At 71.9% G+C, this 23,625-nt stretch carries 26 protein-coding genes and 1 pseudogene; 11 read left to right on the top strand and 16 right to left on the bottom strand.

Annotation, left to right across the window (positions count from 1 at the left end):
• Positions 1 to 102: 102 nt before the first annotated feature.
• Positions 103 to 261, top strand: a complete 159-nt coding sequence (locus Ari01nite_RS30745) for a hypothetical protein (RefSeq protein WP_203785717.1) — start codon at positions 103 to 105, stop codon at positions 259 to 261.
• Here the strand turns inward: Ari01nite_RS30745 and Ari01nite_RS30740 are convergent.
• The gene (locus tag Ari01nite_RS30740) at positions 248 to 385 is read right to left on the bottom strand and encodes a hypothetical protein (protein WP_203785716.1); all 138 of its coding nucleotides are present in this window, start codon (positions 383 to 385) and stop codon (positions 248 to 250) included. The two genes, Ari01nite_RS30745 and Ari01nite_RS30740, sit on opposite strands and share 14 nt — an antisense overlap.
• Positions 386 to 639: 254 nt before the next feature.
• Between Ari01nite_RS30740 and Ari01nite_RS30735 the strand changes: the two genes are divergently transcribed.
• The 3 genes from Ari01nite_RS30735 to Ari01nite_RS30725 are packed head-to-tail and all read left to right on the top strand — an operon-like array spanning position 640 to position 2,710.
• Entirely contained in the window at positions 640 to 1,239 is a 600-nt protein-coding gene (locus Ari01nite_RS30735; protein ID WP_203785715.1) for an ArsR/SmtB family transcription factor, read from the top strand.
• 2 nt (positions 1,240 to 1,241) lie between these two features.
• Positions 1,242 to 1,883, top strand: coding sequence for an SRPBCC family protein (locus tag Ari01nite_RS30730; RefSeq protein ID WP_203785714.1), 642 nt, complete (start codon positions 1,242 to 1,244; stop codon positions 1,881 to 1,883).
• Positions 1,884 to 1,897: 14 nt separating this feature from the next.
• Positions 1,898 to 2,710 (top strand): alpha/beta fold hydrolase, encoded by an 813-nt coding sequence (locus Ari01nite_RS30725; protein ID WP_203785713.1) that lies wholly within the window; start codon positions 1,898 to 1,900, stop codon positions 2,708 to 2,710.
• Here Ari01nite_RS30725 and Ari01nite_RS30720 read toward each other — a convergent pair.
• On the bottom strand, positions 2,707 to 3,027 hold the full coding sequence (locus Ari01nite_RS30720; protein WP_239163194.1) for a class I SAM-dependent methyltransferase: 321 nt from the start codon (positions 3,025 to 3,027) through the stop codon (positions 2,707 to 2,709). The genes Ari01nite_RS30725 and Ari01nite_RS30720 overlap by 4 nt on opposite strands.
• Before the next feature lie 297 nt (positions 3,028 to 3,324).
• On the opposite strand from Ari01nite_RS30720, the gene Ari01nite_RS30715 reads away from it, so the two are divergent.
• The 3 genes from Ari01nite_RS30715 (at position 3,325) to Ari01nite_RS30705 (ending at position 5,939) form a co-directional block, all read left to right on the top strand.
• Positions 3,325 to 4,530, top strand: a complete 1,206-nt coding sequence (locus Ari01nite_RS30715) for a coiled-coil domain-containing protein (protein WP_239163173.1) — start codon at positions 3,325 to 3,327, stop codon at positions 4,528 to 4,530.
• Positions 4,531 to 5,043: 513 nt separating this feature from the next.
• Positions 5,044 to 5,229, top strand: coding sequence for a hypothetical protein (locus tag Ari01nite_RS30710; protein WP_203785712.1), 186 nt, complete (start codon positions 5,044 to 5,046; stop codon positions 5,227 to 5,229).
• A gap of 371 nt (positions 5,230 to 5,600) precedes the next feature.
• Positions 5,601 to 5,939, top strand: a complete 339-nt coding sequence (locus Ari01nite_RS30705; RefSeq protein WP_020517072.1) for an RNA polymerase-binding protein RbpA — start codon at positions 5,601 to 5,603, stop codon at positions 5,937 to 5,939.
• A 59-nt stretch (positions 5,940 to 5,998) separates the two neighbouring features.
• Here the strand turns inward: Ari01nite_RS30705 and Ari01nite_RS30700 are convergent, their stop codons facing one another.
• The 9 genes from Ari01nite_RS30700 to kdd form a co-directional block, all read right to left on the bottom strand.
• On the bottom strand, positions 5,999 to 6,520 hold the full coding sequence (locus Ari01nite_RS30700; protein WP_203785711.1) for an FxsA family protein: 522 nt from the start codon (positions 6,518 to 6,520) through the stop codon (positions 5,999 to 6,001).
• Between the two features lie 55 nt (positions 6,521 to 6,575).
• On the bottom strand, positions 6,576 to 7,364 hold the full coding sequence (locus Ari01nite_RS30695) for a polyprenol monophosphomannose synthase (protein WP_203785710.1): 789 nt from the start codon (positions 7,362 to 7,364) through the stop codon (positions 6,576 to 6,578).
• Positions 7,361 to 8,971 carry an apolipoprotein N-acyltransferase gene (lnt, locus tag Ari01nite_RS30690; protein WP_438872249.1) on the bottom strand — a complete coding sequence of 537 codons (1,611 nt, stop codon included), beginning with the start codon at positions 8,969 to 8,971 and terminating at the stop codon, positions 7,361 to 7,363. The genes Ari01nite_RS30695 and lnt overlap by 4 nt, the downstream gene beginning before the upstream one ends.
• Before the next feature lie 445 nt (positions 8,972 to 9,416).
• A complete protein-coding gene (locus Ari01nite_RS30685; protein WP_203785709.1) occupies positions 9,417 to 10,697 on the bottom strand; it encodes a glutamate mutase L in 1,281 nt (426 codons plus the stop codon).
• Positions 10,694 to 11,059 (bottom strand): 3-aminobutyryl-CoA ammonia lyase, encoded by a 366-nt coding sequence (gene kal, locus Ari01nite_RS30680; RefSeq protein ID WP_203785708.1) that lies wholly within the window; start codon positions 11,057 to 11,059, stop codon positions 10,694 to 10,696. Before kal ends, Ari01nite_RS30685 begins: the two co-directional genes overlap by 4 nt.
• Positions 11,056 to 11,790 (bottom strand): lysine 5,6-aminomutase subunit beta, encoded by a 735-nt coding sequence (gene kamE, locus Ari01nite_RS30675; RefSeq protein WP_203785707.1) that lies wholly within the window; start codon positions 11,788 to 11,790, stop codon positions 11,056 to 11,058. The genes kal and kamE overlap by 4 nt, the downstream gene beginning before the upstream one ends.
• On the bottom strand, positions 11,787 to 13,349 hold the full coding sequence (gene kamD / locus Ari01nite_RS30670) for a lysine 5,6-aminomutase subunit alpha (RefSeq protein WP_203785857.1): 1,563 nt from the start codon (positions 13,347 to 13,349) through the stop codon (positions 11,787 to 11,789). Before kamD ends, kamE begins: the two co-directional genes overlap by 4 nt.
• A gap of 14 nt (positions 13,350 to 13,363) precedes the next feature.
• On the bottom strand, positions 13,364 to 14,902 hold the full coding sequence (locus Ari01nite_RS30665) for an amidohydrolase (RefSeq protein ID WP_203785706.1): 1,539 nt from the start codon (positions 14,900 to 14,902) through the stop codon (positions 13,364 to 13,366).
• Between the two features lie 5 nt (positions 14,903 to 14,907).
• Positions 14,908 to 15,936, bottom strand: a complete 1,029-nt coding sequence (kdd, locus tag Ari01nite_RS30660; RefSeq protein WP_203785705.1) for an L-erythro-3,5-diaminohexanoate dehydrogenase — start codon at positions 15,934 to 15,936, stop codon at positions 14,908 to 14,910.
• Positions 15,937 to 16,053: 117 nt separating this feature from the next.
• On the opposite strand from kdd, the gene Ari01nite_RS30655 reads away from it, so the two are divergent.
• Positions 16,054 to 17,409, top strand: a complete 1,356-nt coding sequence (locus Ari01nite_RS30655) for a KamA family radical SAM protein (protein WP_203785704.1) — start codon at positions 16,054 to 16,056, stop codon at positions 17,407 to 17,409.
• Positions 17,410 to 17,476: 67 nt separating this feature from the next.
• Here the strand turns inward: Ari01nite_RS30655 and Ari01nite_RS30650 are convergent, their stop codons facing one another.
• Positions 17,477 to 17,668, bottom strand: a complete 192-nt coding sequence (locus Ari01nite_RS30650; RefSeq protein ID WP_203785703.1) for a CsbD family protein — start codon at positions 17,666 to 17,668, stop codon at positions 17,477 to 17,479.
• 128 nt (positions 17,669 to 17,796) lie between these two features.
• Here Ari01nite_RS30650 and Ari01nite_RS30645 point away from each other — a divergent pair, with 128 nt between their 5' ends.
• Positions 17,797 to 18,507, top strand: a complete 711-nt coding sequence (locus tag Ari01nite_RS30645) for a class I SAM-dependent methyltransferase (RefSeq protein WP_203785702.1) — start codon at positions 17,797 to 17,799, stop codon at positions 18,505 to 18,507.
• Between the two features lie 609 nt (positions 18,508 to 19,116).
• On the opposite strand, the pseudogene Ari01nite_RS30640 reads toward Ari01nite_RS30645, so the two are convergent.
• Positions 19,117 to 19,557, bottom strand: a pseudogene (locus Ari01nite_RS30640) (Lrp/AsnC family transcriptional regulator); the annotation flags it as partial.
• 28 nt (positions 19,558 to 19,585) lie between these two features.
• On the bottom strand, positions 19,586 to 20,719 hold the full coding sequence (locus Ari01nite_RS30635; protein WP_203785701.1) for an acyl-CoA dehydrogenase family protein: 1,134 nt from the start codon (positions 20,717 to 20,719) through the stop codon (positions 19,586 to 19,588).
• 49 nt (positions 20,720 to 20,768) lie between these two features.
• On the opposite strand from Ari01nite_RS30635, the gene Ari01nite_RS30630 reads away from it, so the two are divergent.
• Complete coding sequence (locus Ari01nite_RS30630) at positions 20,769 to 21,683, top strand: 5'-3' exonuclease (RefSeq protein ID WP_203785700.1); 915 nt, start codon at positions 20,769 to 20,771, stop codon at positions 21,681 to 21,683.
• On the opposite strand, the gene Ari01nite_RS30625 is transcribed toward Ari01nite_RS30630, so the two are convergent.
• Both Ari01nite_RS30625 and Ari01nite_RS30620 read right to left on the bottom strand, forming a co-directional pair.
• A complete protein-coding gene (locus tag Ari01nite_RS30625; protein WP_203785699.1) occupies positions 21,672 to 22,529 on the bottom strand; it encodes an alpha/beta hydrolase in 858 nt (285 codons plus the stop codon). The two genes, Ari01nite_RS30630 and Ari01nite_RS30625, sit on opposite strands and share 12 nt — an antisense overlap.
• Before the next feature lie 19 nt (positions 22,530 to 22,548).
• Entirely contained in the window at positions 22,549 to 23,025 is a 477-nt protein-coding gene (locus tag Ari01nite_RS30620) for a GNAT family N-acetyltransferase (protein ID WP_203785698.1), read from the bottom strand.
• 60 nt (positions 23,026 to 23,085) lie between these two features.
• Here Ari01nite_RS30620 and Ari01nite_RS30615 point away from each other — a divergent pair.
• Positions 23,086 to 23,625: TetR/AcrR family transcriptional regulator (locus Ari01nite_RS30615; protein ID WP_203785697.1), on the top strand; the 540-nt coding region annotated here is incomplete at its 3' end.

Genomic DNA, 23,625 nt, shown 5'->3' with positions numbered 1-23,625 from the left:
CACGCAAACCTCATCAAAGCGAAACGGCACCCGTCTGTCCACGGGCGCCGTTTCCGATTCCTGCCCGAGGAGCCCTGCTCAGAGCCCACAGGAGAATCTGCCATGACCGTAACAAGAGCACCGGAAGCACACAACGGAACGTCGTCGCACCTTGCACAGTCGGTAATTCGCGGCTTGCAGGCGGTGGGCGGTTTCCTGCTGGCCGCGGCCACCTTCGTGAGCGCGTTGACCGGCCTGATCGCCCTGATCACGAGCCGCTGAGGACCTCGTCCGCCCACCCGGACACCACCGCCAGCACCGGCGCCCGCCCCGCGAGGATCTCCCCCCGCCGCAACCACAGACGCCGCAGGCCGGCGCGCAGCGCGGGTGGCCAGGCCGCCGCCACCGTCGGATGGTCCCCGTCCAGGTCCGCGCCGCCAGATGCGGCGCCGCTCCCGGGCGACGCGGCGTGGCGATCTTGAGGATGACCGTGCCGCCGGCGCGCCGCACCCGCCAGACCCCGCCGGTGACCTCGTTGGCCGTGCTGTGCGTGAGTTCCTCGGCGGTCCAGCCCGGGCGTAACAGGTGCACCCCAGCAACCTACCGCCGACCATGATTTTCGGCTGGACAAACTTTCTTTTCGGTGAGAGAGTCGTCCGCATGCACGACGTCGCCGTCATCGAGGACCCCGCCGCCGCCGAGGTCTCCCTCGACCCGATCCGCAGCCGCCTCCTCGCCGAACTCAGCAGCCCCGGCTCGGCCACCATGCTCGCCGGCAAGGTCGGCCTGCCCCGGCAAAAGGTCAACTACCACCTGCGCACGCTCGAGCAGCACGGCCTCATCCACCTCGTCGAGGAACGCCGCAAAGGCAACGTCACCGAACGCGTCCTCCAGGCCACCGCCGCCTCCTACGTCATCTCCCCCGCCGCCATGGCCGCCGTCGCCCCCGACCCCGGCCGCGCCCCCGACCGGCTCTCCGCACGCTGGCTGCTGGCCCTCGCCGCGCGTCTCGTCCGCGACGTCGGCTCCCTCATCACCGGGGCCACCAAAACCAAACAAAAGCTGGCCACGTACGCGATAGACGGCGAACTCCGCTTCGCCAGCCCCGCCGACCGAGCCGCCTTCGCCGAGGAACTCACCGTCACCGTGACGAACCTGCTCGCCAAATACCACAGCGACACCGGCCGCAAGCACCGCCTGATCGTCGCCGTCCACCCCGCCCTCGACTCGCTCGCCCCTCCCGAACAGGACACCGAATAGCCATGGGCAAGGACTTCGACATCCGCCTCGACGCCACCGTCACCGCCACCCCCGAACAGGTCTGGGACGCCATCGCCACCGGCCCCGGCATCTCCTCCTGGTTCATCGGCAGCACCGACATCGACGGCGACACCGTGCGCACCAGCTTCGGCGGCGGCGCCATGCCGGTCAGCACCATCACCGCCAGCGACCCGCCACACCAGTTCGTGCACCGCAGCGACGATCTCGCGAACGAATTCCTCATCGAGGGCCGCACCGGATCGGCCACCGTGCTGCGCACCGTCACCAGCGGCTTCCTCGCCGGCGACGACTGGGCCGACGAATACGAGGCGATGACGTACGGCACCGAACTCTTCTTCGCCACCCTCGTCGCATACCTCAACCACTTCCCCGGCCGCGCCACCACCCCGGTCACCGTGTTCGGCCCGCCCGTCACCGACTGGCCCGCCACCTGGCGCAACCTGCACGCCGCCCTCGACGAGATCGGCGGAGAGGTCTACTTCAGCAACCCGCACACCGTCGGCCTGCGCACCGAACGCGGCCTCTACCGCTTCCTGCGCGGCTTCCAAGGTCCCCTGATCGCCGCCCACGTGCTGGTCACACCCGACGACACCGACTGGAACGCCTTCCTCAACAAGCTCTGAAAGGAGCCACAGCCATGCCCACTGTGACCTCAGCCGACGGCACCACCATCGCCTACGAGACCCTCGGCAGCGGACCCGCCCTCATCCTCGTCGACGGCGCCATGTGCTACCGCGACTTCGGACCCGCCCGCGACCTCGCCGAAGCCCTCGCCGACACCTACACCGTCCACCTGTACGACCGGCGCGGCCGCGGCGAAAGCGGCAACACCCTCCCCTGGCACCCGGACCGCGAAATCGAGGACCTGGACGCCCTGCTCACCGCCGCCGGCGGCCAGGCCTACCTGTTCGGCTGCTCCTCCGGCGCCGTCCTCGCCGCCGACGCCGCCAACCGGCTCCCCGGCGTCACCCGCATCGCCCTCTACGAACCCCCGTTCATCGTCGACAACACCCGCGAACCCCGCGAGGCCACCTTCGTCACCGACACCGAAGCCCTCATCACCCGAGACGACCGCACCGGCGCCCTCAAGAAGTTCATGACCCACGTCGGCATGCCCCGCCCCATGGTCCACATCATGGCCCTGACCCCGATGTGGAAGAAGCTCAAGGCCGTAGCCCACACCCTCCCCTACGACCTGCGCATCCTCGGCGACACCGGCCGGGGCAAGCCTCTCGACCCCGCCCGCTGGGCACACGCCGGCAGCCCCGCCCTCGTCATGGACGGCGGCAAGAGCCCCCAGTACATGCGCAACGCCGCCAAAGCTCTCAGCGAGGCCCTGCCCCACGCGGACTACCGCACCCTCCCCGGGCAGACCCACATGGTCAAAGCCGCCGCCGTAGCGCCCGCCGTCAAGGAATTTCTCACCCCGTCAACGGCACGCCAGGACTAACACCGTGTGCTTCCGGATCCGGAAGCCACCATCCACCCGTATCCGCGCCTCGACGATCTCCTTTGGCAGCCCGCAGATCGACCGGCACACCGACGCAGCACCCGGGCGAACTCGGCCAGCGCCGCATCCGGATCGTCCAGGTGATACAGCATGTGATTCGCCACCACCGTGCCGAACGACGCCGCCCCTAACGGCAACCGGGCCGCGTCACAGCGCACCACCCGCGCATCCGGCACCGACCGCAGCCGCCCACACATCGCCGGCGAGAAGTCCGTCAGCGTCAGGCATGCTGAACGCCGCTCGAGCCGGCACCACAGTTCGCCCGTGCCGGCGCCTACCTCGAGCAGTTCACCCGACCGGGGCAGCCGCTCGTCTTGGTGCCGTATGCGTGCAGGGCCATCCGCGCGGTCAGCAATCTGACCGCGCGCGCCCCCACCACATTCACAAGCTTCTCCTGGTGGCTGCCGTTGATTCCGTTTTGGTTTTACCGTGCCGTGGCAACGTGGCCGAGCGCACTGCGCCTAGAGCGTCCTAGGATGGTGGGGTAACTGCGGAAAGTCGTCACGGTGTGGTGGCGCCACCCGCCGGACCTGCGGATCTAGGGTTTCTTCGCGATGAACGAGAACGGCGACGTACCCGAGAACCGTCCCTGCGCACACTGTGGACGGCCCGTCCAGCAGCGCGCCTCCGCCGGCCGCCCGTTCCGGTACTGCCGGGACAACGACGGCGAGTGCCAGCGCGCCTCCCGCAACACGCGCATGCGGCACCGCTCCTCGCCCGGCCTGGCCGGTCAGGTGGCCCGCACCTGGGAGGTGGTCGACCGCCTGGACACGCTGGTCGGCACGCTGTCCGAGGCGCTGCACTCCGAACTGTCACCGGCCGGTGTGGAGCGTCAACTGGCCGAGGTGCGCGCCGAGACCTCAGGCCAGATCGCCGCCGCCCACACCGAACGTGACGACGCCCGCCGTGACGCCGAGCGAGCCGGTTCCGCCGTTGCTGCCGCTCAGCAACTGACCGCGGCCGCCGTAGCCGAGCGTGACGAGGCCCGCCAGCACGCCGACGAATCCCAGCGCAAGGCAGCCGCCGCCCAGCAGCTGGCCGACGAGGCCACCGCCGCCCGCGACGAGGCCCGGCGTGAGGCCACCGCCGCGACCGCGTTGCGCGAGCGTGCCGAGGCCGACCGCGATGCCGCCCGCGACGAGGCCACCGCCGCCCGTGCCGAGCTGGCCGAGGCCAATCGCGACCGCGAGGCCACCGAGCGGGACCTGGCCACCGCCCTGCGCGAGTCGCAGACCATCGCCGAGCGAGCCGACCAACTTCGCGAAAACCTCAAAACCACGGAGCAAAACCTCGATGCCGTACGCCGCGAGGCCGCCGAAGCCCACAAAACCACCGACGAGGTACGCCGCGAGGCCGCAGCCGCCCAGTCCGCCGCCACCGCCGAACTGACCGCCTTGCGAGCCACCCTCCAGTCCGACCGCGACACCTTGAACCGCACCACCGAAGACCTGGCCCGAGCCACCCGGGACCGCACCGACCTGGAACGCCGCCTCGCGGCAGCCCGCGCCGACGCCGACACCGCCCGCACCCAAGCCGAGGCAGCCCAGGCCCGAGCAGCCCAACTGTCCACCCAGGTGAGCGACCTGGCCTCGGCCTTGGCCGCCCTGGGCACCCGCACCACTCCCCAGTCCCCGGTCCCAGCGCCGCCGGTCCCAGCGCCGCCGCCGGCCTCGCCCCCGGCTCCGGCTCCGGCTCCGGCTCCGGCTCCGGCTCCGGCTCAGCCAACCCGAGGCGCCGACCAGGCTCCCACCCCCGCCTGACAAGCAGCACACCCGGCAACCTACAGCCCGACCCCATCCAGTCCGACAAGTCGGAAATCTCCCGATGAATAGGTTGAAGGCTCAGGCCGGTCCGCTGGTTGGGTAGTAGGGGGTGGCGGCGTCGGGTCCGGCGGATGGCGGCGCCGGGCGGGCCGGCGCGGTGAGGCAGGCCGGCGGGACCGGGCTGGCCGCGGTGGGGCGGCGTGGTGGGGCGGCCCGGCGGGACCGGGCTGGCGGGACCGGGCTGGCAGGACCGGGCTGGCCGCGGTGGGGCGGCCCGGCAGGATCGGCTGGCCGCGGTGGGGGTTCGGTGAGATCGGGCTGGCCGGTGGGACGGGCTGGCCCGGCGGACTCGGGCTGGCTTCGGTGATGGTCGGCTCGGGTATGGGTGATCCGGCGGGTGGGGTTTGCCGTATGTCCCCTGGGGTGGTGTTGGGGAGTTGCGCGCGGTCGTCATCCTGGAGGGGTGCGGTAGGCGTCTGTCCGGTCGTCGACGTGGCGAGGAGTGATCGCATGGACCGCGAGGTGGTAACCGCCGGCACGGTGTGGGGGGTGGCCACGGGGGGATTCTTCATTCTGGCCGCGTTCCTGGTCACCTACGTGATGCTGCGGCACGGGTCGGATCCGGCGCTGGTGGCCGCCGAGTTCGAAGCCCGGCTCACCGCTGTCTGCTCGGTGGTGGTCCCGTCCGCCCAGTGAACGGGGCAGTCGCCGGGACAGTGATCACGAAGTGGGCACTGCGGGTGAAGATTGCCTTAAGTGTGCTCAGATCGCGCCACGAATGGACGAAAATTTGCGGGCGAGCTGCACCTTGGGGCCAAGATTTGCCGGGATACCGGTTGAGTGACCGACATCGCACCACCTGCAGAAGGTGTAAACCGGCGTAAAGTGGACCAAGGTCCACTTCGGTGAGGAACGGTGGTGACCGGTAAAGGCTGCGTCCGGTTACGCTCGTACCGTTAACACTGCCGTTACAACGGTGGGCCGAAGACCTGGCGACCGTGGAATCCCACGGCCGCCCCTTTCGTTACACCAACGAGAGCAGCACCACGAGCGAGGGGATTGCCATCATGGGCGAACGCATGCTGCGCGGCAGCCGTCTTGGCGCAGTCAGCTACGAGTCCGACCGCAACACCGAGCTGGCGCCCCGGCAGACCCGAGAGTACCTCTGCGTCAAGGGTCACCAGTTCGAGGTGCCGTTCGCCGTCGACGCCGAGGTGCCCACCACCTGGGAGTGCAAGTTCGACGGCAGCGTCGCCCGTCTGGTCGACGGCAGCGAGCCAGAACAGAAGAAGGCTAAGCCACCCCGTACTCACTGGGACATGCTTCTGGAACGGCGGTCGATCTCGGAGCTGGAGGACATCCTCAACGAACGGCTCCAAGAGGTTCGCACCCGCCGGGGTCGCTGACCGCAGCACGGCAACAGAAACACCCCAGGGGAACGGGTCTCCTGGGGTGTTTCGGCGTCTTAGCGCAGGACCTCGCCCTCGATGACCTCGCCCTCGATCTGCGCGGCCGGCGGGCGTACGGGCTCCTCGGGCTGCACGACGACCACCGGCTCACCACGGCGGGCCCGGACGAACCGCGGGCCGAACAGGTCGCCCGCCACCGCGGCGCCCATCTGCTTCTCGGTGTAGCGCTCCAGGCGGTGCCGGGCCAGCTGACGGCCGGGCGGCAGCAACAGGAGCAGGCCGAGCACGCCGGTGATGAAGCCGGGCATCGCCAGCAGCAGCGCACCGCCGAGACCGACCAGCGAACTGGTCACCTGACCGCCGGGCGGGCGGCCCTCCTCGGCGGCCGCGCGGAACGCCCGCCAGCCGCGGACGCCCTCGCGGCGCAGCAGCACCATGCCGGCCAGGCTGGAGACGGCGAGCAGCGCCAGGGTCCACGCGCCGCCGAGCGCGTGCAGCACGCTCAGGAACACCACGATCTCGGCGAACGCCAGCACGCTCACGGCCAGCGGCAGCAGGGCAAGTCCTCGACGGCGCATGTGTTCCTCCGGGGTGTCACGCGTACTCGATCCAGCATGACACCCCGGCGCCCGGTCACGGCCAGCTGGAACCCTGGCGCGGTTTGCGGCCGAGCCGGTTGAGCAGCTCGTCGCGGCGCGCCTGCAGGCCCCACACGGTGACCCTGAGCAGCTGTTCCTTGAAAATGTTGCCGCTCATCTTGCTGACGCCGTGTTCGCGCTCGGTGAACGTGATCGGCACCTCGGCCAGCTTGAAACCGTTGCGGTAGGTGCGCCAGGCCAGCTCGACCTGGAACGAGTAGCCGGTGGAGGCGACCGTCTCGACGTTGATCGCGTCCAGCACCGGCATCCGGTATGCCCGGTAACCGCCGGTCGCGTCCCGGAACGGCATGCCCAGCGCCATCCGGATGTAGATGTTGCCGCCGCGGGACAGCAGCAGCCGGTGCACCGGCCAGTTGTGCACGCTGCCGCCGGGGATGTAGCGGGTGCCCAGCACCGCGTCGGTCTCGCGCAGCGCGTCAAGCAGCTTGGGCAGTTCCTCGGGGGCGTGCGAGCCGTCCGCGTCCATCTCGACGACCGCGTCGTACCCCTTGTTCTTGGCCCAGGCGAAGCCGGCCTTGTACGCGGCGCCGAGGCCCTCCTTGCCGGCCCGGTGCAGCACGAAGATGTGGTCGTCGGCCTCGGACAGCTCGTCGGCGATGGCACCGGTGCCGTCCGGCGACTTGTCGTCGGCAACCAGGATGTCGACTGCCGGCACGGCCGCGCGCACCCGGCCGGTGATCAGGCGGATGTTGTCCGCCTCGTTGTAGGTCGGGATGACCACCAGTACCCGTCCCACTCCCGGGTACCCTTCCGCCTCGCTCACCGTGCCTCCGCCTTCTCTTCCCCGCCGTCGTTGCTCGTGGTGGTCCGGCGGCGTCGCAGCGTGAGCACCCCGGCCAGCGCGGCGACGGTCAGGGCGACCGCCGCCATCTCGGGCCAGTGGCCCAGGCGAGTCGCTAGCGTACGCGAGTCACCGAGACGCATCTCGCGCACCATCACCGCCGGGACATTGAAGCCGCTCGAATCGTGCACGGAACCGTCCGTGCCGACGAAAGCGGACACTCCGACCGTGGAGACCATCAGCGAGTCGCGGCCGTGCTCGACCGCCCGCAACCGCACCATGGCGAGTTGCTGACGGGCCTCGGCCTCGTTGAAGGTGGCGTTGTTGGTCTGCACGGCGAGGACCTGGGCCCCGCCCAGCACAGTGTCGCGGACGATCCCGTCGTACGCGACTTCGAAGCAGATCACGTCGCCGAGCACCAGCGGGCCGGTGCGCACCACCCCCGGGCGGTCGCCGGCCAGCATGTTCTTGACCAGGTCGACCTTGTCGGTGACCAGCCGGGCGACCGGGCGCATCGGCATGTACTCGGCGAACGGCACCGGGTGCCGCTTGATGTACTGCTGGTCGAGGTCGGGGCCGGTGCGCGGGCGCCACAGCAGGCCGGCGTTCCTGATGTCGGCCGGGTTGTCGGTGCGCAGCACGGCGCCGACCAGGATGGGCGCGCCGATCGCGTCGGCCGCCGCGGAGATCCGCTCGGCGGCGTCGAGGTTGCGCAGCGGGTCGATGTCGCTCGAGTTCTCCGGCCACACCACCAGGTCGGGCTGCTGCTGCCGGCCGGCCGCGACGTCGGCCGCCAGCTGCTGGGTGGCGCGCACGTGGTTGTCGAGCACGGCCCGGCGCTGGGCGTTGAAGTCGAGGCCCAGGCGGGGCACGTTGCCCTGCACGATCGCCACGACCTTGGTGGTGGCGCCGCCGTCGCCCAGCGGCAGCAGCAGCGGCCCGGCGGTCACCACGACGGCGGTGGCGACGTAGCCGAGCGCGGCGAGCGTGACCTGGCGGCGCCAGAGCAGCGCCAGCAGGGCGCCGCCGGCGGTGGCCACCGCGAAGGTGACCAGCGGGGCGCCACCGTACGCGGCCAGCCGCAGCGTGGGCGCGTCACCCTGGCTGAACGCGAGCCGCCCCCACGGGAACCCGCCGAACGGCGCGCGGTCGCGCAGCGCCTCCTGAGCGGTCCAGAGCAGGCCGATCAGCAACGGCCACAGCGCCCGGAAACGATCGGCCAGCGGGGACAGCCAGGCGGTGGCCAGCCCGGTCAGCCCGAGGAACGCGGCCTGGCTGGTGGCCAGCAGCGCCCAGGGCAGCCAGCCGGCCTGGGTGCTGGTCCAGTCGAGCAGCGGGTAGAACAGCACCACGCCGGCCAGGAAGCCCAGGCCGAAACCGGAGCGCGGGCGGCGGCGGTGGGTGGCGGCGGCGAGCAGGGCCACACCGGCCGGCGCCAGCCACCACAGGTCGTACGGTGGCAGGGCGAGCAGCAGCGCCGCCCCGGAGAGCACGGCCAGCAGCACGGCGACCCATCGCCGGACCGGCCGCGGCCCGTCGCCGGCCGCTGTGACCAGCGGCAAGGCGGGCGGCTGCAGCGTCAGTTCCACGGGCGGAAGGCTACCGGGCCGCGGGCGCGGCCGGAAACCGAACGAGGCGCGACCCGGGATGGGGCCACGCCTCGTCCGTGCTCCTCTGGTCACCCGGGGCACGGCCGGTGGGTCAGCGGATGGTCGCGTACGCCTTCGGACCGACCCGCCGCGGACTGGCTGCCCGTGTCGAGCCGTTGTCTACTGGCGCCGTTTCCACCCCTGCCCCCACCGCGGGCGCGATCGGTCCGCGCCGCCCCGCCGACCCCCACCCCCTGGACCTGGCTGAACGCGCGACCCCTGCGAGGACTGCGGCCAGTGGGCGAAGGGACGAAGCGAACAACTCTCGCTTGCCGTGCCTAGGACTCGAAGACCGTACGTCCGTCCCCCGCCCGCCTGTCAACCACCGGTCCCACGCTTGGGCGTGTCGCGTTCCTCGGCGTGTCATGTCCCGTACCCGATCGGGTTACAGCGTGTTCAACAGGGCGACCGCGGCCAAACGGTGATCAATGGCCAGCAGGCCGGCCGCGGCGAGGACGTACCGCTCGTCGACCACGGTCCGGGCGGCCGCCGGCGGCACCCAGCCACCGGCAATGTCAGACAGTGCGGAATCCAGGACATACGCGCCGCCGCCGTGCCGGAGCACCCCGCCCGAGCCCACCACGAGGCGGACCTCGCGCAGGTCACGCCCTTTCGTACGGGGACGGCCCGGCCCCGGAGAGTGACCCCGGGCGTGCCGTCGCAGGGCGATCACGGCGGCCGCGGCGGCCAGCTCCCGATCACGCTCCGCCGTCGGAACCTGTCCGGAATCCGGAAGTGCCAACTTCGGCAGGGTCACCTTCTCGGTTGTGGCGGCCGACACAGTTCCGGCCGCACCGGCCGCCACGCCGAGATCGCCCTCCACGGTCCGGGACCGCCAGAGGGTGCCCGCCACGTCCCGGCGCGGCCCCGACTCGCTCTCCGCGTCCGGTAGCAGGGCCGAATACACGTCGGTGGTGGCTCCGCCCACGTCGACCACGAGCACGCCGGCGCCGGTCAGGTCGGCGAGCAGTTCCACGCCGGCCAGCACCGCGTCGGGGGTGGCGGCCCGGACCAGCGACGCGAACCGGCCGCCCTTCGACAGGCGCTTGCCACCGATCACGTGCCGGAGGAAGACGTCGCGGATGGCGGCGCGGGCCGGGCCGGGGTCGAGGACGCCGATCCGGGGCAGAACGTTTTCGGTCACCGTCACGGGGACGCGGCGCCCGGTGAGCACCGCCTCGGCGTCCGCCCGGGCGTCGGCGTTGCCGGCCAGGACCACCGGCAGCCGCAGCCGGGCGGTGGCCAGCCGGCGGGCGTTGTGCAGCAGGACCTCCGCGTCGCCGCCGTCGGTGCCGCCGACCAGCAGCAGCACGTCCGGTCGCGCGGCGCGCAGCGCGGCGATCCCCCGGCCGTCCAGCGGGCCGGCCGCCACGTGCACGACCTGGGCGCCCGCCGACAACCCGACCCGGTGCCCGGCCTCCGCGGTGACGAGTTCCTCGTACCCGATCACCGCGAGCCGCAGCCCACCACCCGCCGACGAGCACACGTACCGCTGCTCCCTGGGTCTGCCCCCGACGGCCGCGACGGCGGCATCCAGCCCGGCCAGGACGTCGGTCGCGCTGGTGGTGGGCACCTCGGCCCGGGCGAGCATGGTGCCGGTGTCAAGATCAATGCGACAGGATTTGGTGTACGTGGACCCGACGTCGACGCAGACGGCGGCGGTCACGCTTTCGGGGGCACGACGACCGTACCGGAGGCCGTCACCGCGACGATCGGCTCGTCCAGGACCTCCGCGGCGGAGCCACCCGTGCCCCGGCAGACCACCCGCGACTCGAACGCGATCTGCCGGGACCGGTGGCCCATCCGGACCACGGTCGCGGTGATCTCCAGGACGTCGCCGGCCTGCACCGGGGCCCGGAACTGCACGTCGTCGTAGGAGGCGAACAGACCCTCGTCCCCGTCGAGCCGGATGCACACCTCGGTGGCGACGTCGCCGAACAGGCCGAGCGAATACGCGCCGTCGACCAGGTTGCCGGCGTAATGGGCGTGCGAGTACGGAACGTAGCGGCGATGCGTCACGGTGATCATGCGGGGCTCCCGGCAAGCGCGTGGACAAGGTACGAGGCGACCTCACGCGGGGTGGTGCCCCGCCCGAAGATCCGGTCGACGCCGAGCTCGCCGGCCATCAACTCGTCGAACCGCGGCCCGCCGACGATCAGCAGCGGCCGCTTGCCGGCCGGCAGCGCCTCACGGAAGGCCGCCGACATGGCGCGGGTGTTCTGCAGGTGGGCGTCGCGCTGGGTGACCACCTGCGAGACGAGTACGGCGTCCGCCCGCTGCTGCCGGGCAGTCTCCACCAGATCGGGCACGGACACCTGGGCGCCCATGTTGGTCACCGACAGCTCCCGGTAATACTCGAGACCCTTCTCCCCCGCGACGCCCTTGAGGTTGAGGATCGCGTCGATGCCCACCGTGTGCGCGTCCGTCCCGATGCACGCGCCGACCACGGTGAGCCGCCGCCGCAGCCGCCGCCGGATCGCGGCGTTGACCTCCTTGGGCGACAGCAGCGGGAAGTCGCGCTCGACCACCTGCACCTGCTCGGTGTCGACGAGGTGCGCCACCTTGCCGTAGACCACGAAGAACGTGAACCCGTCCCCCATCGGCTTGGCGTGCACGAGCAGCGCCGGCTCCATGCCCATCTTGCCGGCGAGTTGCAGCGCGGCCCCCTCGGCCCGTTTGTCGTGCGGAACCGGCAGCGTGAACGAAAGCTGCACCATCCCGTCCCCGGTGGTGTCCCCGTACGGCCGAATGATCGTCATCGGGCCGCCTCCAGGGCCTCGGTCACCGGGTTGTAGTAGTCCTCGTCGTGCTTTGCCACGCCGTCCAGACCCCGGCCCCGGTCGGCCGGGCGTTTCATGATGCCGAAGGTTCCGTCGGCTATCGCGTTGAGCAGCGTGTCGTCGACCATGCGTTCCAGCAGGTCCACCGCCTCGGCCAGGACCTGGTGGGCGCGCTGCTGGATGAAGCCGCCCGGGGCCGGGACGAAATCCTCGTGCAGACGGCCGGCTCCGGTCAGCACGTAGCGGACGTTCTGCAGTGCTATGTCGCGGTCGGACAGCCACGGCGTCACCACCGCCTCCGTCATCATGCCGACCAGCAGGATGCCCTGGCCGGTCAGGGCGCCGGCCAGGTTGAAGAAGCCGTCCAGCAGGTTGCCGCGGAACACGTCGCCGGTCATGTGCTTGGTGGGCGGCATCCATTTGAGCGGGGCGTCGGGGAACAGCTCGCGGGCCAGCAGCGCGTGCGCCAGCTCCAGGCGGAACGAGTCCGGCAGGTCGGGGTTGATCTCGAACGCGTGGCCCAGGCCCAGCTGCCAGTCGGCCAGGCCGGCCTCGTGCGCGAAGAACTCGTTGAGCAGCTGGGACACCGTGACGGTGTGGGCGGCCTCGACCGCGTCCGCCGTGGTCAGGTAGTTGTCCTCGCCGGTGTTGATGATGATGCCGGCCCGGGCGTGCACCTGGCGGGAGAAGCGCTGGTCGACGAAGGTGCGGATCGGGTTGATGTCGCGGAACAGGATGCCGTACATCGAGTCGTTCAGCATCATGTCCAGGCGCTCCAGGCCGGCCAGCGCGGCGATCTCCGGCATGCACAGGCCGGACGCGTAGTTGGTCAGCCGCACGTACCGGCCCAGCTCCTTGGACGTCTCATCCAGGGCCGCGCGCATCAGCCGGAAATTCTCCTGGGTCGCGTAGGTGCCGGCGAAACCCTCCCTGGTGGCGCCCTCCGGCACGTAGTCGAGCAGGCTCTGGCCGGTCGACCGGATCACCGCGATCACGTCGGCGCCCGCCCGGGCCGCCGCCTGCGCCTGCGGAATGTCCTCATGGATGTCGCCGGTCGCGACGATCAGATAGATCCACGGGCGCTGCTCCGGGTCACCGTGCCGCCTGATCAGTCTTTCCCGCTCGGCGCGGCGCCGGTCGATCACGCGCACGCCGTCGTTGGCCGCCCGGCGTGCGGCCCTCCTGGCCGCGAGGGCTTCCGCTTTCTTCGGCGGTACGACGAAACGCACCGCACCCGCGGCGGCCTTCTGGGCCAGCACCGTCACGTCGTCCACGCCCGTCGACCGCATCGCGTGGAAGACCGGCACCGCCACGCCGTGCCCCAGCCCGGCATCCTCACGGACCGCGTCGACCAGGCGGTTCACCCACGGGATGCCGTCCGGGTCGGCGCCGCGCACGCCGGCCAGGCGCAGCACGGCCCGCTCGACCGAAACGGTGGTGTGCGACCGGGCCAGATCGACCACGGGACGGCCCGCCCGGGCCGCGAGCCGGCGCGCCTTGCGCACCACCCGCGGGTCGAGATCCAGCTTCCTGGCCACGGTCATCGCTCACCTCACGCTTCGTAGATCGTCTCGCCGGCCAGGACCGTCCGGCGGCACGCCGGGCGGGCCGGGGGCTCGGCGTCCGGCTCCGGCAGCAGCACCGGCAGGCCGCCGCTGGTGCCGGCCGGGGTGTCCCAGACCGCGAACGTCGCGCCGGCACCCGGCGCCAGCACGCCCACGCCGTCGACGCCGGCGGCGCGCCAGCCGCCCCGGGTCGAGGCGGCGAACGCGGCCCGCACGCTCATCCGGTGCACCGGGTTGCGCGGCGCCGCGGCGGCCACCACCACCGACCACGGGTCCAGCGCGGTCACCGGCGAGTCCGAGCCGAACGCCAGCAGCACCCCGGTCGCGTGCATCTGACCGATCGGGTTGCTGGCCAGCGCCCGCTCCACGCCCAGGCGCTGCGCGTACATCCGGTCGGTGCCGCCCCACAGCGCGTCGAACACCGGCTGCACCGACGCGATCACGCCGAACTCGACCATCCGCGCGATCATCGCCTTGTCGATCAGCTCGACGTGCTCGATGCGGTGCCCGCCGTCGCGTACCGCCTCCACCCCGACCACCTTCGCGGCCAGCGCGAAACCCTCCAGGACCGTCGCGATGGCCGCGTCGCCGATGGCGTGGAAACCGCCCTGCACACCCACCAGCATGCAGTCCAGCAGATGCTCGGCGGCCTGCTCCGCGGTCACGAACGCCTCGCCGCAGCCACCCCCGCCGTCGTGGTACGGGTGCCGCAGCGACGCGGTCCGGGAGCCCAGCGCGCCGTCCGCGTACAGGTCGCCGGCCGCGCCGACCGCGCCCAGCTCGCGCGCCTTCGCGGCACCGCCCAGCTCACCCCAGTAGCCGAACACCCGCGGCAGTCCCTGGCCGGACAGCGCCAGCACCGACGCGAAATCCGCCTCGCTCGACGTGCCGGGGCCGGCGCACTCGTGCACCGCCGCGATGCCCATCGACGCCGCCTTCGTCAACGCCGTCCGCTGCGCCGCGGTCCGCTGGGCCGGCGTCAGGGCACCCAGCGCGACCGCGCGTACCGCATGATGGGCCTGCTCCCGCACCCAGCCGGAAGCGTCGAACCCAGCGACACCCTCCGCCGCACCCAGCAGTGACGTCGACGCGAGGGCCGAGTGCACCGAGGCCTGCGACAGGTAGACCCGGCGACCGGCCGCCGCCCGCTCCAGCTCCGCTGCACCCGGCGGGGTCTGCTCGGGCCAGGTCGACTCGTCCCAGCCGTGCCCGTGCACCACACCGTCCGCCGGGCGGGTCGCCGCGAACGCCGCCACCGCGTCCAGCAACTCGGCCGCCGACCGGGTGCCGGACAGGTCGAGACCGTCGAACGCCAGGCCGGTGTCGGTCGCGTGCAGGTGCGCGTCCACAAAGGCCGGGGTGACCAGCGCGCCGTCCAGATCCACCCGCCGGTCGGCGGACGGGGCGTCGGCGGTCGCGCCCAGCCAGGCTATGCGTCCGTCGCGGACCAGCATGGCGGTCGCCCGCGGGTCGGCGGCGGAGTAGAAGCGGCCGTCGGCGTACAGAACAGAGGGGGTTGCGTTCATGCCGGTCAGTCTCTCGCGACCCGCGCCTCGAAAAGTGCCCGGACCGCCGGGACCCGGCGCAGCAGATCGACGGCGAACTCCGCGTGACCAGGCACGTAGCCGTTGCCGATGAGCATCGTCACGTCGGCGGCCAGCCCCTCGGCACCGAGCGCCGCCGCCGGGAAGCTGGTCGCCATCGAGAAGAACACCACGGTGCCGCCGGACGCCGTGGCCAGGATCGCACCGTGCTCGCAGCCCGGCACGTCCACACACACCACGGTCACCGTCGCCGGGCCGCCCAGCGCACCGGACACGGCCGCCGACACCGCCACCGGATCGCGCGCGTCGGCCACCGCCACCACGTCCGCGAGGCCGGCCGCCCGCAGGGTCGCGGCCTCCGCCTCGGTGGGCACGATCCCGGCCGTACGGGCGCCGGCCAGCCGCGCCGCGGTCAGCGACAGCGAGCCGCTCTTGCCGGCACCGCCGAGAACCGCGACCGCCGGGGTGCCCTCGTACTCGCGCACCACCCGGTCGGTCAGCGCCGGGGCGCCGCACACGTCGAAGACGGCCAGCGCCAGCTCGGGCGGCAGGTCGTCGGGCAGCACCGCCACCACCGAGCGGGCGAACAGGACCGCGGTGCCCTCGGCCGGCACCTGCTCGGACCTGCCGTCCCAGCCGGCCAGCCCGTCGGTGATCCGCAGCGGCGTCAGGGTCAGCGACACCAGGGTGGCCACCCGGTCGCCCGCCTTGACCGGCAGCGGCGACGCCGGGCCGACCGCGTCGACCACGCCGATCAGCATGCCGCCCGAACCGGTCACCGGGTTGTGCATCTTGCCCCGGGCCGCGACGATGCCGAGCACCTCGGCGCGGACCGCGTCGCCGTCGCCGCCGTGCTTGTCGGCCAGCTGACGGAAGCTCGCGGCATCCAGATTGAGGCGTTCCACCCGGATCCGCACCTCGTCCGCGGCGATCTCCGGGCGGGCGTCCAGGCGCCACGCCGCCTGCGGCAGCACCCCGGCCGGCTCGAGCACCCGGCGCAGCCCGACCTCATCCATCACAGAAACCCCATCTTCCCCTGATCATGTCGTCACACCGTAAATCCTACGGCCTATCTGTTTCTAGACCGGAAATTATCCAGTACGGTGGGAGCTCCCCAACGTGTGGAGGTCCCGATGACCGCGCCCGCCGGCCAGCCGTACGACTACCGGCGCCGACCCCTGGCCGAGCCGGACTGGACCCGGTTCCCCGGCTGGGGCGACGTCACCGCGGCCCAGTGGGAGTCCGCGCAGTGGCAGCGGGTCAACTGCGTGAAGAACGTGAAGCAGCTGCGCGCCGTCCTGGGCGACCTGCTCGACGAACGCTTCTACACCGACCTGGAGACCGACCAGCAGCGCCTGGCCACCATGTCGATGCTGCTCCCGCCGCAGATGCTCAACACCATGGTGCCCGACCGGGTCCCGGACACGGACGCCTTCTACGCCGACCCGATCCGGCGCTACATGCTCCCGGTCGCCACCGACCGGCACCTCGACTGGCCGTCGCACCCGCACGCCACCCGCGACTCGCTGCACGAGCACGACATGTGGGTGGCCGAGGGACTCACCCACCGCTACCCCACCAAGGTGCTGGCCGAACTGCTCGCGACCTGCCCGCAGTACTGCGGCCACTGCACCCGGATGGACCTGGTCGGCAACAGCACGCCGGCGGTCGACAAGCTGCGGTTGTCCCTCAAACCCGTGGACCGGTACGACGCCCACCTTTCGTATTTGAAGGCCCATCCCGGGGTGCGCGACGTGGTCGTCTCCGGCGGGGATGTGGCGAATGTCCCGTGGCGCCAGCTCGAGGCGTACCTCATGGGCCTTTTGTCAGTGCCGACCGTGCGCGACATCCGGCTGGCGACCAAGGCCCTGGCGGGGCTGCCTCAGCACTGGCTGCAGGACGACGTGGTGGAGGGCCTGCACCGGGTCGCGATCACGGCGTCCCGGCGCGGCGTCAACCTCGCGGTGCACACCCACGTCAACCACGTGAACTCGCTGACCCCGCTGGTGGCCAAGGCGGCGCAGACCCTGCTCGACGTGGGCGTGCGCGACGTGCGCAACCAGGGCGTGCTCATGCGCGGGGTGAACGCGACCACCGCCGACCTGCTCGACCTGTGCTTCGCGCTGCAGGGCGAGGCGGGCATCCTGCCGTACTACTTCTACATGTGCGACATGATCCCCAACGCCGAGCACTGGCGGGTGCCGGTCTGGTACGCCCAGCAGTTGCAGCACGACATGATGGGCTACCTGCCCGGCTACGCCACCCCGCGGATCGTCTGCGACGTGCCGTTCGTCGGCAAGCGGTGGGTGCACATGGTGTCCGAGTACGACCGCGAACACGGCATCTCGTACTGGACCAAGAACTACCGCACCTCGATCGAACAGGACGACGACGAGGCGCTGAACAAGCTGTTCGCCTACTACGACCCGATCGACACGCTGCCGCAGTCCGGCCAGGACTGGTGGCAGAAGCAGATCGCGTCCGACTGAGCCGTTTCTCCTCTGGGGTGCAAAGGGCCGGCCCGGGACACCGGGCCGGCCCTTTGTCTGTCTCGATTTAGCTGAACGCGTCCCGGACGTTCTTACCGGCGTCCTTGACGTGCTCACCGGCCTTGCGGGCCTCGGCGGCCGACTCCTGCGCCTGCCCCTCGGCCACGAGCCGCTCGTTGTCGGTGGCACGGCCGACGGCCTGCTTCGCCTTGCCGGTCAGCTCCTCGGCCTCGTTCTTGACCTTGTCAGTGAAGCTCATCGTCAACCCTCCATGGCTCTTGACTTCTCTCAGATTGGTGCCCGAAGGGCTCGTTCCTGAAACAAATCGCTCCCCTTTCGCCAGGGCCGTGGCACACACCGCGTAGAGCATCCTAGGATACTGGGTTTATGAATGATCATGCGAAGTCGTTCGGTCCGGTGGCGGCGACCTACGACCGCGGGCGGCCCGGCTACCCCGCGGCCGCCCTCGACTGGTTGCTGCCCGAGGGCCGGCGCCGGGTGGTCGACCTGGGTGCCGGTACGGGAAAACTCAGCCGCTCGTTGTGGGCTCGCGGGCTGGCGGTGACCGCGGTGGATCCCAGCCCCGAGATGCTGGCCGTGCTGTCCAGCGCGGTGCCGGCCGCGACCGCGGTGGTCGGCTCGGCGGAATCCATCCCGCTCCCCGACGCCTCGGCCGACGCGGTGCTGGTCGCGCAGGCGTGGCACTGGGTCGATCCGGTGCGGGCGGTGCCCGAGGTGGCGCGCGTCCTCGCCCCCGGCGGCCGGCTGGGTCTGCTGTGGAACATCCGCGACGAGACGTGCGACTGGGTCCGCCGGCTGGGCGAGATCATCGGGAGCGAGCCGCGGGAGGAGACGGTGGTGGGGGCGCCGTTCGGTGCGGTTTCGACGGCGCGGTTCGCGTGGACCTCGACGCTGGGGGCGGAGACCCTGATGGATCTGGTGGCTTCCCGGAGCGGGGTGATCCTGCTGCCGCCGGATGAGAAGGCCGCGGTGCTGGGCGAGGTGCGAAGGCTGGTGGCCACGCATCCGCAGTTGGTGGGGAGGACGGAGTTTTCGCTGCCCTATGTGACGGAGTGCGTGCGGGCGGATCTGGGGTAGGGCGCGGCCCTGACTCCGGCTGCCGCCGGGGCGCTGGGTGGGCGTGGCACTGGGCCGTAGGTGGTCGGGGCCGGGTGCCGCCCGGCTCGGCCGGAGGGATGCGGCGAGCGGCGGGCCGCGGGTGGTCCGGGTGGCGGCCGCCCGGCACTCGGCGTACGGGGTCCGGGTGGCGGCCATGGCACGGCCGTGGGAGGTCGGGGTGGCTGCCGCCCCGCGTGCCAGGAGTGTGGAACAGCAACTCGGCAAGTCGTCGGGCTCGGGTGCGTTCCTTTCCCAGCTGGAGCCCGACCCGCGGACGACCGTCACACCGCCTTGGGCGTCCTAGGAAGCTAGGTTTGGACGGAGGCTGGGCAGCGGGCCGGGCGGAGGAGCGCTGAGCTGCGCGGGGTGCGCTGGGCGGAAACGGGCTGGGCGGAAACGGGCTGGGCGGAGGGTCCGGCGGTGGACCCGTTGGGCGGAGGCGGGCTAGGCGGAAGGCCCGGCGGTGGACCGCTGCGCTGCGGCCGGATGGGCGGTGGAGGGATGGGCGGTGGAGGGATGGGCGGCGGAGCGCTGCGCTGCGGCGGTCTGGTCGGAAGGCTGGTTGGCCGGTGGGGTGGCCGGTGGGGTGGTCATGCGCGGGGGGCGGTTTTCGTAGGGGGTGGAGAGGACGACCGTGGTGCGGGTGGTGACGTTGGCGGCGGTTCGGATTTCCTGTAGCAGGCGTTCCAGGTCTGCTGGGCTCGCCACCCGTACCAGGAGCATGTAGAAGTCCTCGCCGGCCACCGAGTAGCAGGAGTCGATCTCGGCCAGGTGGGACAGGCGGTCGGGGGCGTCGTCGGGCTGGGACGGGTCGAACGGGCGGATCGCCACGAAAGCGGTCAGCGGCAATTCCAGGGCCTCGTACGAGACCCTGGCGGTGTAGCCGGAGATCACGCCGCGCTGTTCCAGGCGGCGGACGCGCTGGTGCACGGCGGAGACGCTGAGGCCCACTCGTTCGGCCAGGTCCGTGTAGGACAGGCGGCCGTCCGCGGTCAGGGCGGCGACAATCGCGCGGTCGATCTCTTCCACGGCGTCACCCTACTTGGCGGCGTGACAGTTACAGGGAGCGGCTGATCACCAGGCGCTGGATTTGGTTGGTGCCCTCGACGATCTGCAGCACCTTGGCCTCGCGGAACCAGCGCTCGGCGGGGTGGTCGGCCACGTAGCCGTAGCCGCCCAGCACCTGCACGGCGTCGGTGGTGACCTTCATGGCCACGTCGGTGGCGAACAGTTTGGCCTTCGCGGCCTCCACCGAGAACGGGCGGCCGGCGTCCTTCAACCTCGCCGCGGCGAGCATCAGGGCGCGGGCGGCGGAGACCTGGGTGGCCATGTCGGCGAGCATGAAACCGATGCCCTGGAACGCGGCGATCGGCTTGCCGAACTGGGTGCGCTCCCTGGCGTAGGCGGCCGCGTAGTCGACGGCGGCCTGGGCCAGGCCGACCGCGCAGGCGGCGATGCCGAGGCGGCCGGCGTCCAGCGCCTCCATGGCGATCCGGAAACCGCTTCCGGCCGCACCGACCAGGCGGTCGGCGGGCAGGCGCAGCTCCTCGAGGACCACCTGGGCGGGCGCGGACGAGCGCAGGCCCATGGTGCGTTCCGGCTTCTGCGGGTGCAGGCCGGGCGTGCCGGCGTCGGCCAGCAGGCACGAGATGCCCGTCGCGCCGGGGCCACCCGTACGGCAAAAAATGTTGTAGAAATCGGCCTGCCCGGCGTGCGTGATCCAGGCCTTGACGCCGGTGACCAGCCAGTCGTCGCCGTCGGGCACCGCGCGCGTGGTCAGCGCGGCCGCGTCGGAACCGCCCTGGGGCTCGGAGAGGCAGTAGGCGCCCAGCAATTCGCCGCCGAGCAGATCGGGCAGCATCTTGCGCTGCTGCTCGGAGCCGTGGGCGTACACCGGATAGCAGGACAGGGTGTGCACGCTGACGGCTTCCGCAATGGCCAGCCAGGATCCGGCGAGCACTTCCAAAACCTGCAAATAGACCTCGTACGGCTGACCCGCCCCGCCGTCGGACTCGGGATACGGCAGGCCCAACAGCCCGCTGCGGCCCAGGGTGCGCAAGACCTCGCGGGGAAACTCGCCGCGGGCCTCGAAGTCGGCGGCCTTCGGGGCGAGCTCGCGGGTGGCCAGGTCGTGGGTGAGATCGAGGAGGTCGTGGGCTTCCTCGGTGGGCAGGATGCGGTCAACCGTCACCCGCCCATCTTAACGATCGTTTGGGTCGGATGGGGGACGCTAGTGTGTCTTGGTGACCGGACAGCCCTTACTCGCCGTCGACGCGCCCAGCCTCTACTTTCGCGCCTTTCACGGCATTCCGGAGAAGGCGGCGCAGACCAGTGCCGGCGAGGCCGTCAACGCGGTGCGCGGGTTCATGGACATGCTCGCGCAGCTGATCCGCACCCGGCACCCGGACCGGATCGTGTGTGCGCTCGACGCCAGCTGGCGGCCGGCCTGGCGGGTCGCGCTGGTGCCGTCGTACAAGGGGCACCGGGTGGCGCACGGTGACGTCGAGGAGGTGCCGGCCTCCCTCGAACGGCAGGTCCCGATCCTGCTCGAGGTGCTGGCCGCGGTCGGCATTCCGGCGTTCGGCGTGGACGGGTACGAAGCGGACGACGTGCTCGGCACGCTGGCCGCGACGCAGCCGGGGCCGGTGGAGGTGGTGTCCGGCGACCGCGACCTGTTCCAGCTGGTCGACGACGAGCGGGGCACCCGGCTGCTGTACTGCGGGCGGGGCGTGGCCAAGCTCGAGGACGCCGACAACGCGCTGGTCGAGGCCAAGTACGGCGTCCCGGCCCGGTGGTACGCGGACTTCGCGGCGATGCGCGGCGACCCGAGCGACGGCCTGCCGGGCGTGCCGGGCGTCGGCGAGAAGACGGCCGCCCGGCTGGTCGCCCGGTACGGCGGCGTGGAGGAGATCCTGGCCGCGCTGGACGACCCGGACGCCGGGTTCGCGCCGGGCGTGCGCACCAAGCTGGCCGCTTCCCGCGACTACCTGCTCAAGGCGCTGCCGGTGTGCCGGGTCGCGCTGGACGTCAAGCTGCCCGGCTTCGACCCGGCCCTCCCCCGCTCCCCGCAGGATCCGGACGCGCTGCTGGCCCTGGCCGAGCGGTGGAACCTGGCCGGCTCGGCCCGGCGCCTGGTGGACGCGCTAGCCGGGTAGCGACCGGCCGAGGAACTCCAGGCCGTCGGCGACCAGCGGGGTCAGGTCGCCGCCGGTGAAGCAGTGGTCGGCGCCGGGCACGATCTCCAGCTCGACCGGGGCGCCCAGCGACTCCAGCAGCTCGTGCAGCTCGCGGGTCTGTCCGTCGGGCACCACCCGGTCGTCGTCGCCGTGCACCAGCAGCAGCGGCGGGGCGGCCGCGGTCGCGTACGTGACCGGGCTGGCGGTGGCCGCCTCCTCGGGCAGCAGTTGCACCGGGCCACCGATCAGGCGGCTCTCCGGCGACTCGGGCGCGTTGTGGTCGAGCGGGCTCTGCGGATGGTTCTGCGCGTCCATGCTGAGCAGGTTGCTGGGCGCGTACCAGAGAACCCCGGCCTGCACCGCGTCCGGGCTGCCGGCGGTGCCGGTCAGCGCCACCAGGGCGGCCAGGTGCCCGCCGGCCGACTCGCCCCAGACCGCGAACCGGTCCGGGTCGAGGCCCAGCGGCTCGGCGTGGTGCCGCAGCCAGCGCACCGCGGCCTTCACGTCGTGCAGCTGGGCCGGGAACACGGCCTCGCCGCTGAGCCGGTAGGTCACCCGGGCGAGTGCGTAACCGGCGGCGATGATCCGGTCGCCGATCCGGGCCGGCGCCAGCTCCGGCGACTCGCGCTTGTTGGTGCCGGACAGCCAGGCACCGCCGTGGATCCAGATGATCAGCGGGCAGGCGCCGGTGGCGGCGGCCGGGCGGAACAGGTCGAGGGTGAGCGGGCGGAAGCCCTCCGGCGAAGCGACGATGGCGTCCCGCCAGCAGACTACGCCGTCCTCGGTGCGCGGCTCGGGCGGCGAAAAAGGGCTCAGTGGCTGCATGGCTACCGATTGTGCGCGCTCAACCGAGATCCAGCTCGTACGTCTCGGCGATCAGATCGGCGCCGAAGTCCCGGTGCGGGCGGCCGTCGACCAGCCGGAAGCCCCGCTTGAGGTAGATGGACCGGGCCGCGACCAGCGCGTCCAGGGTCCACAGCCGCATCCGGTCGTAGCCGCTGCGGCGGGCGAACTCCACGCACGTGTCGACCAGCCGGCCGCCGAGCCCGTGGCCGCGGGCGGCCGGGTCGAGCAGCAGCAGCCGCAGCACCGCGGCGCCGTCGTGCCCGTCGACGCAGAAGACGCTGCCCACCCGGCGGCCGTCGATCTCGGCGATCCAGGCTGATTCCCGTTCCGGGTCGTGCTTCGCGGCGTAGTCCGCCACGATCTGCGCCGCGAGCGCCTCGAAGTGGCCGTTGAAGCCGTACTCCGCGGCGTACATCTCGCCGTGTGCCTTGATCACCCAGCCCAGGTCGCCGGGCTGTCCCACCTCGCGAATCATCGCGGCCTCCCCCTGATCCCGCCAACTGAAACGACTGTTTCAGTTAGGCATACTAGCGGCATGGCGACGGCGCGGCGCAACGAGCTATTGGACCTGGCATACGGCTACGTCACCGAGCACGGGCTGGCCGATCTGTCGCTGCGCCCGCTCGCCGCCGCCATCGGGTCCAGCCCGCGGGTGCTGCTGTTCCTGTTCGGCAGCAAGGACGGGCTGGTGCGGGCGCTGCTCGACCGGGCACGGGAGGACGAGCTCACGCTGCTCGCCGGCGCGCACGGCGAGGGCCTCGCCGCGGTCGGCGAGACCCTGTGGGGCTGGCTCAGCGACGAACGGCACCGCCCGCTGCTGCGTCTCTGGGTGGAGGCGTACGCGCGGTCGCTGCTCGACCGCGACGGCCCATGGGCGGGTTTCGCGGCCGCCACCGTGGCCGGCTGGCTGGACGTGCTGCGGCGCGCGCAGCCCGAGGCCGACCGCGACACCGAGGACGGCCTGGCCCGGCGCACCGCGGTCCTGGCCGTGCTGCGCGGCGCCACGTTCGACCTGCTCGCCACGGGAGACCTCAAGCGCACCACGGCCGCCGTGCGGCTCCAGTTGTCCGCCGCC

The sequence above is a fragment of the Paractinoplanes rishiriensis genome (assembly GCF_016862375.1).
In the GTDB taxonomy this organism is placed as follows: domain Bacteria; phylum Actinomycetota; class Actinomycetes; order Mycobacteriales; family Micromonosporaceae; genus Actinoplanes; species Actinoplanes rishiriensis.
The sequence above is the reverse complement of the archived record's forward strand: the minus strand, read 5'-3'. Positions and strand labels throughout refer to the sequence as shown.